Source organism: Halopseudomonas sp., assembly GCF_036960865.1.
Classification (GTDB): Bacteria; Pseudomonadota; Gammaproteobacteria; order Pseudomonadales; family Pseudomonadaceae; genus Halopseudomonas.
Genome location: NZ_JBALWE010000005.1, coordinates 130452 through 145636 on the forward strand (window position 1 = coordinate 130452; position 15185 = coordinate 145636).

Here is a 15185-nt window from a genome sequence, read left to right on the forward strand (position 1 = left end):
AAAAAGCGCCTTGCGGCGCTTTTTGTTTTTTCGATAACCGTTCATTGCTCGTTATTGTCCGCTGCGTTTCAGGAGTTTGATTTTTGACGTTTTCCGCCAGGTACTTTCTGTTTTTTTCTTTGGTGGTGGCGTTAGTAGCTGCTGCTGTTTTTATACCTGCGCTCGGCGGGGATTTTGTTTTGGATGATGGATTTAATATCCTGCAGAATCGACTGCTTTATGTGGAGGCTCTAGATGTACCTAATCTGAGGAATGCTGCGTTAAGCTTTCATGACGGTAACGGCGCGCGCCCGTTGCCCATGCTGAGCTTTGCTCTAGATTACTGGCGTGCTGGAGGCATGGATGCAACAGTATTTAAAACGACCAATCTGGTTATTCACAGTTTTACCGTTTTTTTCTTAGCGTTGTTTTTGCGCCGCTTGCTGCTTCTGGCTGACTGGACGTCATCTACGGCTGTGCTGGGTGCACTTCTGTTCGCCCTCGCTTGGGGGGTTCACCCAATGCAGGTGTCTTCAGTGATGTATGTTGTCCAGCGCATGCAGACTATGGAAACCCTGTTTCTGGTACTGGCCTTATGGGCTTACTTGAGCATGCGCCAGATCCAGATTGCCGGCACGGGGCGTGGGCGCGTTCAAGGCTTGGCAGTGCTCTTCTTCTGGTTGCTCGCCCTGGGCTGCAAAGAGGATGCGCCGCTGCTGTTCGCCTTCTGCTTGGCTCTGGAGCTGACTGTTTTGCGTTTTCGCGCAGCGCGGCAAGATGTCGCGAAGGGTTGGCGGCAAACCTATACCCTGCTGAGCGTGCTGGGTTTGCTTGTATATTTCTTTGTGGTTGTACCCCATTACTGGTCGTGGGATGCGTACGGAGGCAGAAACTTTTCCAGCCTTGAGCGCTTGATGACCCAGGCGCGGGTGTTGTGCCTTTACCTTTGGCAGATTGTTTTTCCTTTCCCTGACCACATGACGTTTATTTACGACGACCTTCCGGTCTCGCGCAGCCTCTGGTCGCCCTGGACGACGCTGCCGTCGCTGGTCGCGGTGATTGGCTTGCTGGTGTGGGCGTGGTGTTGGCGCAATGTACGCCCGGTATTTGCTCTTGGCGTGCTGCTTTTCTTCTCCGGTCACTTCATTACCAGCAATGTCATCGCGCTGGAGCTGGTATTCGAACATCGCAACCATTTTCCCCTTATTGGTGCGGTACTCGCTGTCGGTGACCTGTTGATGCTGATTTGGCAGCGCCTGCCGCTTGGTAAATCTGCTGCTGTTGCGTCACTCTGCGTAGGGCTGGCAGCCCTTGGTGTCGCGACGTTGTCGCATGCCTATACATGGGGTGACCCTGTTCGCCATGCGGAGAAGCTAGTGAAGTTGTTGCCAGGGTCAACTCGCGCCTGGACACAACTGGGTGGCGCGCACTTTGATATTTATAAAGCGACTGGCGAGAAGATTCATCTGGAACATGCTATCGATGCGAACGAGGCGGGGTTGCAGCAGGTGGAAGCCAGCCCTCTGGCATCCAATCTGGTCATTTACAAAACCCTGCTAGGAACGGTGGAGGACGATGACTGGCAGCGCTTCTTCACCGTGCTGCTAGAGGTGCCGCCCAGCTGGCAAGATAAATTTGTTGTCTGGACCATGATGAATAATGTGGATCGGGGGTTTGCCATTGATGCTGGCAAGGTGGTCCAGGCGATAGGCATTCTGGTAGATAAGGTGCCCCTGAGTAGCAATGAGTATTTGCGGGTGGCCGTATTTGTTTACAAGCACGGGCAACAGGATGAGGCGTTACCCTATTTTATTCACTTTGCGCAAAGATCCTCTTCATCCAGTGCAAGCTTCCAGCGAATGCTTGGCGAGCTTGAAGATGCCGGCCTTGCGGAATGGAGTGACATGATGCGCAGTGCACAAGCAGGAAATGCCCCATGAGCCTTAGTGTGGTTTTGCCCGCCAAAAATGAAGCAGCGACAATTGCAGACGTTATTAAAGGCGTACTCGAGTACTGCGCTCAGGCGCAAGTCGTGGTTGTGGACGATGGCTCAACCGACAATACTGCCGCGCTAGCTGCGGAGGCCGGCGCGATGGTTATCTCGCACCCCTATAGCAAGGGTAATGGTGCCGCTATCAAAACCGGTGCGCGGGCCGCGACCGGTGACGTAATTGTGTTTATGGACGGCGATGGGCAGCATGCTCCAAGCGATATACCACGGTTGCTTGCGCGTCTTGATGAGGGCTATGACCTGGTGGTTGGGGCGCGCCAGCAAGGGTCTCAAGCCAGCGTCGGACGTGGCCTGGCTAACGGTTTCTACAATCGGCTTGCTTCCTATATGACTGGGCACAGCGTCGAGGACCTGACATCGGGCTTTCGTGCGGTGCGAGCAGAGAAGTTTCGGGAGTTTTTATACCTCCTTCCCAACGGGTTTTCTTATCCGACTACGTCAACTATGGCTTTTTTTCGAGCGGGTTATTCGGTCGCTTACGAGCCGATCCATGCTGCTCAACGTATCGGCAAGAGCCATATCAAGCCCTTCAAAGATGGCGTGCGATTCTTGCTTATCATCTTCAAAATCGGAACACTTTATTCTCCGTTAAAACTTTTTGCGCCGATCGCTATGCTGGCCTTCCTTGTGGCTACAGGGTGGTATGGCTACACCCTTGGTGCATTTGGGCGTTTTACGAATATGAGTGCTCTGCTCTATACCGGCAGCGTCATGGTGTTTCTGATGGGGCTGATTTCGGAGCAGATTACCGCGTTAATGTATAGGGGTGGGCAGTAATGGTCTCGGCGAAAGTCGGGTTGATTAGATGAAGTCAGATTTGATTAAAGTTTGGCATGTCCTAACTCAAGAGGAGCGTAAAAAGTCCGTCTTGATGATGGTGCTTGTCGTGCTGATGGCCTTTGTGGAAACGATTGGTGTTGTATCCATTATGCCATTTCTGTCTGTGCTTTCTAGGCCAGATATCGTGCATGAAGTTGTACTCCTTAACTGGCTGTACGAGTCACTAAACCCTGAAAGTGAGCGCGAATTCATTGTGGTGCTGGGCGGTATTTCTATTGCCTTGGTGGTCGGATCGTCACTGTTTAAGACATTTACTCTTCACGCGATCAACCGGTTTGCTTATATGTTCCGCCACGGGATAAGCTCGCGCCTGCTTTCGCGGTATTTGGCTCAGCCATATGAGTTTTTTCTAATCCATAACTCTGCTGAGCTAGCGCGTAACGCTCTTTCCGAGATAGACCAGTTACTCGTTGGGCTGATCAAGCCGTTGTCCCAGTTAGTGGCACAGGGGGCTGTTGTCCTGGCGATGGTTATTGTCCTTCTTCTATATGATCCTTGGATCGCGGTAGCTACGGTTGCCGTAGTGCTAGTGTTATACGCTGTCATCTATGTGCTGGTGCGTAAGCGGCTGGTCGAAACTGGCAGGACGCGGCAGCTAGAGAATGGCGCACGTTTCAAGGCTTGTAACGAGGTGCTTGGGGGAATTAAAGACGTAAAAGTGACAAATGCTGCTGACGCGTACTTAGGCCGATTTACGTCAGCCTCGCGTGGGTACTCACGTCACCAAGCTAACGCGGAAACACTGAGCCAGTCGCCGCTATATATTGTAGAGGCTGTTGGTTACACCGGGCTGATTTGTCTATCACTGATCCTTATGGAGCGAAGTGAGGATATCGCTCAGGTACTGCCAGTGTTGGGGTTGTATGGTTTCGCAGCCTATCGAATTTTACCCTCTGTTCAGATTATGTATCGTGGCTTTGCCCAGCTGAAATTTTCCTCCGCCGCTCTTGATGTTATAGCCCAGCATCTGTCGCTACCTATGAACTCTGGCTTAAGAGCTGCAGGCAAGCTGCGTCCGCAGCGGGGTATTCGGCTGGAGAGTGTTACCTTCGCATACCCAGTTTCGCCTGATAAGCCTATCTTCTCTGGTTATAGTCTGGAAATCCATGCGAATAGATGCGTCGGTATTGTAGGCGCAAGCGGAGCCGGGAAAAGTACCTTGATGGACTTGCTATTGGGGCTGCTGGAGCCGCAAGCTGGGCGTTTGCTGATTGACGATACTGCAGTGGACAGCTCAAATGTAGCGAGTTGGCAAGGGTCCATAGGCTACGTGCCCCAGCATATTTATCTGGCGGACCTAACTGTTGCTGAGAATATCGCGTTTGGTGTACCGAGCAATCAAGTCGACATGAATGCAGTGCAGCGCGCAGCTCGAGTGGCCCAGATCCACGACTTTGTGACCGCAGAGCTGCCCTTGGGTTATCTCACTGTTATTGGCGAGCGTGGTGTGCGCTTATCGGGGGGGCAGCGGCAGCGAATAGGTATTGCTCGTGCACTTTATCGCGATCCGCCGGTTTTGCTCATGGATGAGGCTACTAGTGCGTTGGATGTGAATACAGAGCAGCGATTAAGTAGAGCTCTGCGCGAGCTGTCAAGCAGGAAAACTATCTTAATTGTTTCTCACAATGCAGAGTCGCTGCGCTATTGCGATGAAATCATCTCAATAGCGCCTGAGCCATAAGGGGGCATATATGATGGCTCGGCAGGTTAAGGATGGCCATTACCAGTTCGGACGCTACATGAGTCGTGGTAGATGGATGAGCGTTTGGCACCAAGTCTCAGAGCTGCTCGCTCTTGATCCGAAGGCGGTTCTGGAGGTGGGGCCTGGCCCTGGTGTACTCAAGTCTGTGATTAATGGCTTTGGGTGCCGGCTTGAAACGCTTGATATTGATGAGGCGCTGTGTCCGGACTATCTGGCTTCGGCAGAGGAGATGCCGTTCAATAACGGAAGCTTCGATGTCGTCTGTGCTTTCCAGGTACTTGAGCACATGCCGTTCGATGTTTCCTTGAGTGTGCTTAGAGAAATGTGGAGGGTTTGCTCTGGGGGCGTGGTTATTAGTCTTCCTGATGCAAGGCCCTGTTGGTCGTCTTCGGTGCGAATTCCTTATGTGCGGCCTTTAAATATCATGTTCGAGCGTCCATTTTTTCGGGGTGATGTACACGTGTTCGATGGCGAGCACTACTGGGAGATCAATAAGAAAGGTTATGCTCTCAGCGACGTATCTAGCCTGCTCCTTAACTGTGTGCCTGGTGCTGCAATGAGTACCTATCGAGTCCGGGAAAACCCATATCATCGCTTCTTTGTGTTCAAGAAGTAGCTCGGGTGTAGAGATACAATATGTCTGAACCGGTCGTTTCGATCGTCATTCCAACCTTTAGGCGTGCCGAATACTTAGGCCGGGCGATTAATAGCGCGTTGCGGTCCGCCGGCGATTATGAGGTGGAAGTTATAGTCGTCCCCAATGGGCCGGATGACTCTTGGCGTACGATAGCTTGTGATTTTGCGAGAGACGTTCGCGTAAAGTGGTTGCCGTTAACGATGGCTGGTGCGCCGCAGGCTAGGAACCATGGGTTGGTAAATGCTTCAGGGGTTTATGTCCGGTTCCTTGATGATGATGACTATTTATACCCTGTCAGTTGTATGAGGCAGCTAGTCAAGATTGTAGAGGAAAATCTTGACATATGCTCAGGTTCAATAGATGTCGTAAATTCTAAGCTGAACTGCGTAAAGAGGTTGTCTCCGCCCAATACAAGTGATCTCGTCGTTGCCGCGTTGGGGCCTGCTAGGATGACGGTGACCCATGCGCACCTCTACCGAAGAGAGGTGCTATCGACTGCCAGGTGGGATATTGATTTGCCCGTTGGGCAAGACGTTTTCTGGTTTATGAAGCTTTCTGTGAGCCCGGGTCTTCGCTGGGCATGCGTTGATGAAGCAGTTGGCGCTTGGGTCCAGCATACGGGTGCAAGGGTTTCTCGGGGCAGGGATCCTGGTCAGCAGGCTCTGTCTGCTAGAGCTGAACTCATACTGCAATTGGTCTGCTCGCTTCAGGTTGCAGGCGGGCTAAGCCATAATAGAAAAATTGCTGCTTCGGATGGTCTTTGGGCTTGTATACAGAAGGGGCTTCGGTATGACTATCAGTATTGGGTGAAAATGGCTCAAGCAGCCGATAATCTTGTTGTCGGTCGGCGCCCACCCTCCAGGATCCATTCTTTACCTTTGCTTAGAGACATCCCGCCTTTGTGGGTTGAGCGTGCTCTGATCCCTGTTCGCTGGTTGTATCATCCTGTTCGTTTGGTTCTCGATAAACTTGGCGTTGGTAGAGTGTGATGCACGAGAGCATGAACAAGCCCATCGTATCAGTGATTATGCCAGCCTATAACACTGCAGGTACTCTGATGCAGTCCATAAACTCTGTTCTATCGCAAAGTATGCGGGATTTGGAGCTTATAGTTTGTGACGATGCTTCATCTGATGCCACCGCCCAGGTGTTGGGTTCCATCGAGGATCCGCGATTCAGATATATTCGAAACCCAGTCAATGTGGGGCCTGGTGCGAGCCGCGACCGAGCAATAGCGCTAGCATACGCTCCCTGGGTTGCTTTTATTGATGCTGACGATATTTGGTTGCCTGAACGCTTGGAGCGCCTGCTATCTGTCGCGATCACTGTGCCGCGCCGTATGGTGTTCGACGATGTCATGACGTGTCATTCCTCTCCAGGAGGCCTAGTGCCTTGGCGTAGACTACATGGAGATATCGCTTTCGGTGGCTCTGGGCAGAGCCCCTACGACTTTGGACTTGAAGGCTACTTGGGATCGTCTCGATTGCTTATAAAACCACTGATTCCTATATCGGCAATTCGCGATGCAGGAGTGATGCATTCATCTCGGTCGTTTGGGGAGGACGCTGAGTATGTGATTCGTTTGGCGCATGCAGGGCTTGGATTTCGCTATCTTCCGGAGGCGCTATATCTGTATCGCGTGCGGCCTGGGTCGCTCACTGCGTTGGCAGGGCCGCAGGACATGCGCTTATGTATTGAATCTTGTGCCGCGCTAGAAGGGTGGCCAGACAATATAAGGGTGGCCTTTCACCGCAAGATCATCTCATTGAAACGAAATGAGGCTTTGTACGCGTTGGCCGATGCTCTAAAAGGTTGGCACTTTTTCAAGGCTGCGACGCTTGTTTTGGCTGACCCCGGGGTACTGCTTGCTCTCCCCAAGCGAGCACTAATTTACCTTAGCTACCAGTTTCACCGCAGGCGTCATCGCGGTGCCAGTCGTGCGGATTAGTGGTGGTGCCTTTGATGACTAGATCAGTGTCTACGGTGCTGACATTTGGAACCTTTGACGTCTTTCATGTCGGGCACTTGCGTATCCTGGAGCGCGCTGCGGAATTAGGCGACCGTTTGGTGGTTGGCGTGTCAAGTGATGCGTTGAATGTCAGCAAGAAGGGGAGGGCCCCTGTGTTTTGCCAGGATGAGCGCTTGAGGCTGGTTGCCGCCCTCCGCTGTGTAGACGGGGTTTTTTTAGAGGAGTCCTTGGAGTTGAAAAGGCACTACTTGAAGCATCACGGTGCGAAGGTCCTGGCAATGGGGGATGATTGGAAGGGGCGCTTTGACGAGTTCAATGATATTTGCCGCGTAGTTTATTTCGATAGAACCCCGGCTATTTCAACTACAGCGATTATTGAAAAAATTCGATTCTAGGTTGAGCAGGCTCTTGCCAGCTGGGCCAAGCAGCGCTGCGTCGCTTGGCCATCTGCCCATTCTTCATAGATTGTCGTTTTCACTTCCTGGTGTTTCTCTGAATGGCTTCGCCAGTAGTGGTCGGGACTCTGCATCGCGCAGACTAGCGCCTCAGTCAACGCCGGCATGCTATCCACTATAGGGCCAAACCGGAACTCGGGGCCTAGTGAAAACCCTTTTCGAAACGGAGGGGGGACATCCAGGAAAATGGTCGGTCTATCCAGTAGTAAGAAGTCAAACGCAATAGATGACCAGTCGCAGATGAGGATGTCGCTGACCTGAAGGATGCTCTCTGTGTCGGGCCAGTCGCTGCTTGGCACCCGCTTTATATTGGGGTACTCCTGCTCTGCGCTTGCGCCGCTATTGAGATGAGTGCGCAATATCACTGTCGCATCATGCTGTTCAGCGATAGAGGAAAGTGCGGCTAGAAAGTTTGCCTCTGAGTAGCCGAAGGGGTAAAGGCTTCGGCCGGCTGCATCCTGTGACCATGTTGGAGCAAATAATACAACTACACCGGTTTCCGGTAGTCCAAGCTCTTTTCGTATGTCTAAGTTGCATGCCTGTTGCTCGACAAGGGCATCGGTGCGTGCGTATCCGGTAACTACGACTCGGTCGGGCTCGAAGCCAAAGCGCTCTATATAAAGCTTTCGAACCAGGGGAGATGCAACCCAGGTGGCATCATATCGATGCTGTAAGCGAAAGTCGTCTGCATCAAAGCCTTTGAAAGGAATGCCGTGCCACACGTCGAAGCATCTAAGTCCGGTTTTCTGATAGCAGGTTAAAATTAGCTCCAAGCTATGTAGACCATGGTCGCTAATGAGCGCCTTGGAGCGGGCTAGTAATAGCGCTGCTCCGATGCCACAAGCCCATTGCGCCCGTATGCCTTGTGCGTGCAAAGAGCGGCAGTAGGCTAGATCCATACTGAGGAATGTAGACTCATCACAGCTCTGGTAAAGCGCAAACAGGTTGCCGTTTAGCTTGTGTCCGTAGAGAGTTATGGCTGACCTTTCTGTCACTAGACGTAGTATAAGCCCCAGTGTCGCCTGGCATGTAAACGCAAGGAGGTAAAGCCAATGGGATGGGCGTGATTTGTTGATTTTCATTAGGCTGCGTTGTTTTGAGTGGTTGTTCGGTGTTAAAGCTTTTTAGCTCTAGCTTTTAGTGTGAATTGAGCTCAGTTTTATAGCCTCTCTGGTTTTTCCGTAAAGCCTGTACTTGGAGTCTTTTTTAGAATGTAGATTAGTGTGGGGATTGCTGGCTTAAAGATGTTCAGTAGCCAATCGGGAGTGTTGCATATTAGCGTTGTGAGGAGGGAGTCTGGTTGCTCTATCACAAAGGTCGCCTTCGCTGCACGGACGCTGACATTTTCATAAAAAAAACCTGATTGCTTCAGGAAGCTCTCGGTTTCTGCCAGTTGCAGCGGCTTGCAATCATAGAATTCGCCCTTTCCGCTCCATCGTAGGTATGGTGTGCGCCAACTTCGGGGAAGCCAGCTTAAAAAGAGAAGCTTGTAGTGAGGCTCTGTGATCATCCAACGGTTCGGTACTGCAAAGTAGCAGGTACCCGTCGGAGCCATCACGCGTTGTATTTCGCGCAAATGCTCGAGCTGGGCTTTTGTTTCTCCGACATGCTCGATGACGTGGTTGGTGATGACAACGTCGAAGGAGGAGTCGGGGAACGGAAGCTCTACGCTGCTTACTTTAAAGAACTTATATCCATCCCTTACCTTGCGATTGTCATTTACATCTACGCCGACGACCTCGCAATTAAGGGATTTATGCGTTGCAAAATAATGGGTGATTCCTCCTGACCCGCAGCCTACCTCTAGCATGCGAATATTTTGCTGTGAAAATCGCTCTCTTATATTCAGTAAAATCTCAATTTTTTTTGCTTTTGGTATTCGCGATGCGAGGTCTACAGAGGCGTGAGCTTTCCGAGCACCGGTTGCAAGGGGCTTGACTGTCAAAGATTGCCAGACGGCACTACCAAATATCGACCATTCAAATCGCCTCGCATACTTGGTACTGGTGTCCGGTTTAGGGTTGGTAATAATTGAGACTATTTTTCTGCTAAATTGCGGGTAATTATTGATCTCTGCGAGTTCTCCGGATTCCCCGCTCTTGACTGCATCGGTCACTCCCCCCGTTGCAAACGCCACCGTCGGTAAGCCGTGTGCAGCAGCTTCAATAGCTACCATCCCAAAGCCCTCAGGGTCATCCGGGATGTGGCGGACAGGGAATACATGCACATCAGCCGCTTCATAAGCCGTGGCCAGCTCGGTTGGGTCGGTAATAACACCAAGGAAAATAATATTTTCACCAACGCCGGTTTTGGCCGCGGCCGCTTGGATGCTTTCGACTGTCTGAATGCCCGCACCCAGTGAGTTTTTGGGAGCCTCCCCAACCACCACCAGTATTGCATCCGGCTGAGCCTGCACAATGCTGGGCAGGCTCAGCTTAACAAATTCGCGCAGGCCTTTTCTCGTGGTTAGGCGGCCAACTGAGAGCAGGATTTTTTTTTCCGTCAGGCCGTGCTTTTCTCGGAACGCGGCTAGGCGCTCGATCGGCTGTGGGGCGGCAGGAAGACTGACGCCCGGGAAAACGATACTCAGCTGTGCTTCGTTCACCCCTGCATCTAATGCCAATTGCTTTGTCGGTGTGCTGTTGACGATAACGTGATCGAGCCGCTTAAACGTCGGATGCCATAGCTTGCGGTAGACAGCGTGATTCACGCTGATGTCAAAACCATGCAAATAGGCCGCAGATCTCGCGCCGCACAGCTTGCTTAGCAGCCATGCGATGGGGGCGGTAAGGCCGCTGCCAGCTAGGATGACTTGTGGGCGCCAGTTGATGGCGGTCCAGAGCCCCCTGAGGAAGGCGACCGCCAGGAACAGTGGCAGCGGCTTTAGAGGTGCCGCTGCCACTGAAACGTCTTGTGGTTTTTGAGCCGCAGCCCCCCTAGGGCCGACAACACGAACCTGTGCGTACCTGGACAGTTCATCGGCCATGTGCCAGTTGAGCCGCTCCATGCCTCCGACCAGAGGGGGCAGGTTGCGGGTAATGATCAGGATTTTGGGCTTTTCGTTATTCTTCATTCTGGCTGCGGCTTAGCGGGCGGCGGACTGTTTCGTTGTTGGGTGTGGCGCTGATGGCCTGTTGCAGCTTCTCGCGAAGAGTCGCTTGCAGGCTGGCCGCAAAGGTTGCAGTCAGGTGTTCATTGTCACGGTAGACAAATACTCCCTTCATGCGAGCACGGCACACACCCTCTGGGCAAACCTGGTCATTCAGGTCGATCAGGGTGGTTGCTGATGTCATCTGCGCGGCGCGGCTCAACCCGCTGATGGCGCCTGCTCGGCTCTGGTTCTCGGCTGCGGTAGTGCAGGCCGTTGCACTGGGTGGCGATGAGGTGGCGGGGTCGTGCTGTTCCAGGCAGGTGATACCGTTGAAGCCAAGAGAAAAGGTTGGCGCAATGAGCACTTTGTGCTGTGCGGTGCTGACATGTTCGTTGAGTATGCGCTGCATACCTTGTGCCCATTGCGCGCTATCCAATGCGTAACTTCCTGAAGAGCCGATGATAAGTAACTCTGGGTTCAGGAGTTGGATGTATTCAGACGCGCTGGCTCGCCAGTCGCTGCATTCCGTATAGAGCCGACCGAGTCGCTCGTAAAATAGCGGTTGGTCCACGATTGGACAAGCGGCTTTGGTCAGGACTGTGATCTTCCATTCGCCTGCATCCAGGTCGAGCGCACGCTTCAACGCAGGAAGCCACTGCGCGCCAATGCTGTCGCCCCAGAGCACAGCATGTCTGGGGGCCGTGTTATTGCCAAACTCGCAGGGTTTAACCTGCGCCGACAGGTACCATTCGTCACAGCCCAACTGATAGGTTTCTGGAAGGTCTATTCGGGCGAGGGCATAGGGCGATGGGGGCTGGGCTTTGATCTCCCTGGTCGCGCTGTTGTGCCACTTGATCAATTCCACGTTGCTCAGGGCAACAGCAACAAGGCATGCGAGCAACTGCCACTTTGCCGGGAAGCGGGTGCTGTTGTACCTGCGGATCGGGTTCTCAACCAGTCGGTATGACAGATGTGCCAGTACAAAGGATATGGCGAGTAGTACCAGTTGAGAGTACAGCGTTGTTTCCAGTAGTAGATGTTGACCTACGACCAGCACCGGCCAGTGCCAAAGGTAAAGTGAGTAGGATATGTCGCCGATGTATTTGAACGGCCCCCAGCCGAGCAGGGATGCTGGCATCTTTTCGCTGGTTTGCATGTGTAGCGCCAGCAGGCATGATGCCGCCCCCAATGTTGGGAGCAGGCTGATCCAGTCGGGGTAGCGTGTTGACCTGTCAATCCAGAGCGCGGCGCCCACTATGGCCAGCAACCCTGCTAGTAGCAAAAAGCACCCGCCAGTTAACGAGCGTGAGGCATATCGGCTGGCAACCAGCCAGACAATCGCGCCAATACTGAATTGCCAGATCCGGGCTGGCATAAGATAGAACGCTAGCGTGGGGTTTTCGTGGGTAAGCCAGAGGCACCAGGTGAAACTCGCCAGCGCAATGCAGACGAGTAAGGGAAGACGCAGGTTGTCGGTGGTTCTGTAAATCACCAGGATCAACAGCGGCCATAGCAGGTAAAACTGTTCTTCAACACCGAGTGACCACGTATGCAGAAAAGCGTTGGCAAGGGTCGTGCTCTCAAAATAGCTTTGTTCCGTCAGGATGAAATGGATATTGCTTATCCACAGCGCGGCGCTGGCGGCTGCCGAGGCTTGCGCTGGGTGTTCCGGCAGGGGAATAAAGGCCGCGATTGCAAATGCTGTTCCGCACAGCATTAGCAGCAAAGCGGGTAGCAGACGTTTCAGGCGACGGGCATAGAACTGCAACAGATCCAGTTTGCCCTTATTGTTGATCTCCGTTACCAGCAGGCCGGTGATCAGGTAGCCCGAGATGACAAAAAAGACATCGACACCAATAAGACCGCCGTACAGCTTGGGCACCCCTGCGTGCGCGGCCAGCACCAGCAGAACGGCGATAGCCCGCAGTCCCTGAATAGCTGGCTGGTAGCGTAATTGCGATGTGGGTTCCAAGACTAATCCTTGTTGTGACGCGGCTTTATCCGTGGTGAAAGGCTAACGATTTCTGTCAGCGTAGACGGTCGTGGCAGCAGGGCGAGCTGCCCGTCACGCATCTACCACATTGCCACCCTGCACGCGCCCTCGGGTGTCCACGATGACCTGCGCGTGCTCTATCAGCGCTGCATAATCAAACCCATCGTGATCAGTCGCCAGCACCAGGCAGTCGTAGCTGGCGATGTTGTGGGCTGTCAGCTCGGCGGACTGCAGGTCAAAGTGATAGTCACGCTTCTGCGGAAAACTTGGTACATGCGGATCCGAGTAAGCGACATCGGCCCCCTTGTCCTGTAGTAGTGACATGATCTCGACGGCGGGCGACTCGCGGGTGTCGTCGATGTTCTTTTTGTAGGCCAGGCCCAGTACTAGAATGCGACTGTCCTTGACGGCCTTGCCGTGTTCGTTGAGTGCGTCGGCAACCTTCTGCACCACCCAGTGCGGCATGTAGTGGTTGATCTCGCCGGCCAGCTCAATGAAGCGTGTGTTGATGCCGTATTCCTTCGCTTTCCACGTGAGATAGAAAGGGTCGATGGGGATGCAGTGGCCACCCAGGCCGGGACCGGGTGTGTAGGGTACGAAGCCGAAGGGTTTGGTGGCGGCGGCCTTGATTACCTCGTGAATATTGATGTCCATCTTGTCGGCAACGATCTTCATCTCGTTGACCAGTCCGATGTTGACCGCGCGGTGGATATTTTCCAGCAGCTTGGTCATCTCGGCCACACGGGTATTGCTGACCGGGACCATGGTTTCAATGGCGGTGGCGTAAAGGGCGCTGCCGAGCTCCAGGCATTGGGCTGTCATGCCGCCAATGACCTTGGGGATCTGCGCCGTGCTGAAATGAGCGTTGCCGGGATCTTCTCGCTCGGGGGAATACACGAGCGCGCAATTGATGCCGGGCGTGAAGCCTCGCTCTTTCAGACGCGGAGCCAGCAGCTCTTCGGTGGTGCCGGGCCAGGTTGTGCTTTCCAGGCTCAACAATTGGCCGGCTTTGAAAAACGGCAGGAGGCTGTCAACGGTATCTGTGACGTAGCTAAGATCGGGTTGATGATGGCTGTCCAGCGGGGTGGGGACGCAGATGATCTGGGCATCCACTTCAGCGGTACGGCTGAAGTCGGCAGTCGCCTCAAAGCCGCTTTCGAGGGCCTTGTTGATTGCCTTGCTGGTAATGCGCTCAATGTAGCTGCCGCCGCTGTTGAGAGTGCCGACTTTATTCGCGTCAATATCAAAACCGATCACCTTGATGCCCATGTCGGTAAAGCGTAATGCGAGGGGTAAGCCAACGTAACCCAAGCCGTAGATGCCGACTACGCATTGTTTCGACTCAATTCTTTGGGACAGCACCTGTAGGGAGGTCTCAGGCTTATTATTTTCGAGCGCGGTGAGGGGCATAGGTTGAACGTCCATCTTCCTTGGCGTGGTCAGACGGTCGATGATTGCAAATGCCCGGTAGGTGGGCAAGCCACATATGCAGCTAAATCGCCGGCGTGAGCAAGTTACCTCGAAGCAGCTTCTCATCCGCGTGCCACACGCGCCATTCGCCGCGCTGACAGAGCGTCCAGTGCTCGTTGTTGGTCAGTGGGGCGGTGGTGATGATGGTGACTATGTCGGCGTTGGTAGTGTGTTCGCTGAAGTCGATACTGACCTCCACGTCGCTGAGGTGCGCTGCCGTGAACGGGGCTCGGCGGGTGATCCAATGGAACTTGCTGGTGCAGAGGGTTGAAAAGTCAGTCGCCATTACTGAGCATGATGTTGCAGACGCCTTTTTCCAGCAGGGGCTGGCAAGCCTGGCTGAGCGTTTCAATCAGGTCCGAGGTCGTCGGTGGCAGCTCATAGTGTTTGCTCAGAGTATTGAGCAAGTGACAGAAGAGGGCTTCGCCGTCAGTATCAACGACTGGCCGGAACGGCCCCTTCGTCGCGTCAAAGTTGGCCAGCTGCCCGTTGTGAGCAAAGGCCCAGTATTGGCCCCAGAGTTCGCGGGTAAAGGGATGGGTGCTAGCGAGACTGATGGCGCCGACGTTGGCCTGGTGAATATGGCAGATGATGTTCTCTGACTTGATGGGGTAAGACTCGACCAGTTTGGCGATGGCCGAGTCGTGGCACGGATTGGAGTGCTGAAAGCTGCGCACGCCCTTGCCTTCATAGAAGGCGACGCCCCATCGATCGCGATGGGGGCCGCTGCCGCCGCCGCGACGCATAAGTCCTGAGAAGCTAAAACAGATTCTGTAGGTACGTTGGCGCTCATGCCCAATAGCTCACGCATTCCTCGCCCCGCATTTTGCCGCTGTTCGAAGACCGAGTTAACTCAGTTTGACTCGTTGCTGTAAAGCACTGGCCGGCGAAGGCTCCACGCAGGATCGAGCTCGTTGCGGGCGATGCTTGCTGCCCCCTTTCTAATAGCCAAGATCACCAATGAACACCAGATTGCTGTGAGTGATAATCGTGGCGACCCGAATGGCCTGTTTCGTCTGTCCTGCCTTAACAAGCGAA

General features: G+C 53.6%; 11 protein-coding genes and 1 pseudogene. 7 read left to right on the plus strand and 5 right to left on the minus strand.

Going from position 1 to position 15185, the window contains the following annotated elements:
• Positions 1 to 83 precede the first annotated feature (83 nt).
• From V7747_RS08705 to V7747_RS08730, 7 genes are read left to right on the plus strand one after another with little or no spacing between them, the layout of a single operon-like run.
• Positions 84 to 1919 carry a hypothetical protein gene (locus V7747_RS08705; RefSeq protein WP_335615648.1) on the plus strand — a complete coding sequence of 612 codons (1836 nt, stop codon included), beginning with the start codon at positions 84 to 86 and terminating at the stop codon, positions 1917 to 1919.
• Complete coding sequence (locus tag V7747_RS08710) at positions 1916 to 2767, plus strand: glycosyltransferase family 2 protein (RefSeq protein ID WP_335615649.1); 852 nt, start codon at positions 1916 to 1918, stop codon at positions 2765 to 2767. Before V7747_RS08705 ends, V7747_RS08710 begins: the two co-directional genes overlap by 4 nt.
• Before the next feature lie 28 nt (positions 2768 to 2795).
• Positions 2796 to 4511, plus strand: coding sequence for an ABC transporter ATP-binding protein (locus tag V7747_RS08715; protein ID WP_335615650.1), 1716 nt, complete (start codon positions 2796 to 2798; stop codon positions 4509 to 4511).
• 10 nt (positions 4512 to 4521) lie between these two features.
• The gene (locus tag V7747_RS08720) at positions 4522 to 5148 is read left to right on the plus strand and encodes a class I SAM-dependent methyltransferase (RefSeq protein WP_335615651.1); all 627 of its coding nucleotides are present in this window, start codon (positions 4522 to 4524) and stop codon (positions 5146 to 5148) included.
• A gap of 20 nt (positions 5149 to 5168) precedes the next feature.
• Positions 5169 to 6158 carry a glycosyltransferase family 2 protein gene (locus tag V7747_RS18610; protein ID WP_442909211.1) on the plus strand — a complete coding sequence of 330 codons (990 nt, stop codon included), beginning with the start codon at positions 5169 to 5171 and terminating at the stop codon, positions 6156 to 6158.
• An 11-nt stretch (positions 6159 to 6169) separates the two neighbouring features.
• A complete protein-coding gene (locus V7747_RS08725; protein ID WP_335615652.1) occupies positions 6170 to 7117 on the plus strand; it encodes a glycosyltransferase family 2 protein in 948 nt (315 codons plus the stop codon).
• A 26-nt stretch (positions 7118 to 7143) separates the two neighbouring features.
• Positions 7144 to 7533 (plus strand): adenylyltransferase/cytidyltransferase family protein, encoded by a 390-nt coding sequence (locus V7747_RS08730; RefSeq protein WP_335615653.1) that lies wholly within the window; start codon positions 7144 to 7146, stop codon positions 7531 to 7533.
• Here the strand turns inward: V7747_RS08730 and V7747_RS08735 are convergent.
• The 5 genes and pseudogenes from V7747_RS08735 to V7747_RS08755 form a co-directional block, all read right to left on the minus strand.
• Positions 7530 to 8675, minus strand: a complete 1146-nt coding sequence (locus tag V7747_RS08735) for a CDP-glycerol glycerophosphotransferase family protein (protein WP_335615654.1) — start codon at positions 8673 to 8675, stop codon at positions 7530 to 7532. The genes V7747_RS08730 and V7747_RS08735 overlap by 4 nt on opposite strands.
• Positions 8676 to 8752: 77 nt before the next feature.
• Entirely contained in the window at positions 8753 to 10666 is a 1914-nt protein-coding gene (locus tag V7747_RS08740) for a glycosyltransferase (protein WP_335615655.1), read from the minus strand.
• Positions 10656 to 12656: an acyltransferase family protein gene (locus V7747_RS08745; RefSeq protein WP_335615656.1), complete on the minus strand. Its 2001-nt coding sequence runs from the start codon at positions 12654 to 12656 to the stop codon at positions 10656 to 10658. Before V7747_RS08745 ends, V7747_RS08740 begins: the two co-directional genes overlap by 11 nt.
• Positions 12657 to 12749: 93 nt before the next feature.
• A complete protein-coding gene (locus V7747_RS08750) occupies positions 12750 to 14087 on the minus strand; it encodes a nucleotide sugar dehydrogenase (protein WP_335615657.1) in 1338 nt (445 codons plus the stop codon).
• A gap of 82 nt (positions 14088 to 14169) precedes the next feature.
• Positions 14170 to 14958: pseudogene (locus V7747_RS08755) on the minus strand (class II glutamine amidotransferase).
• Positions 14959 to 15185 lie beyond the last annotated feature (227 nt).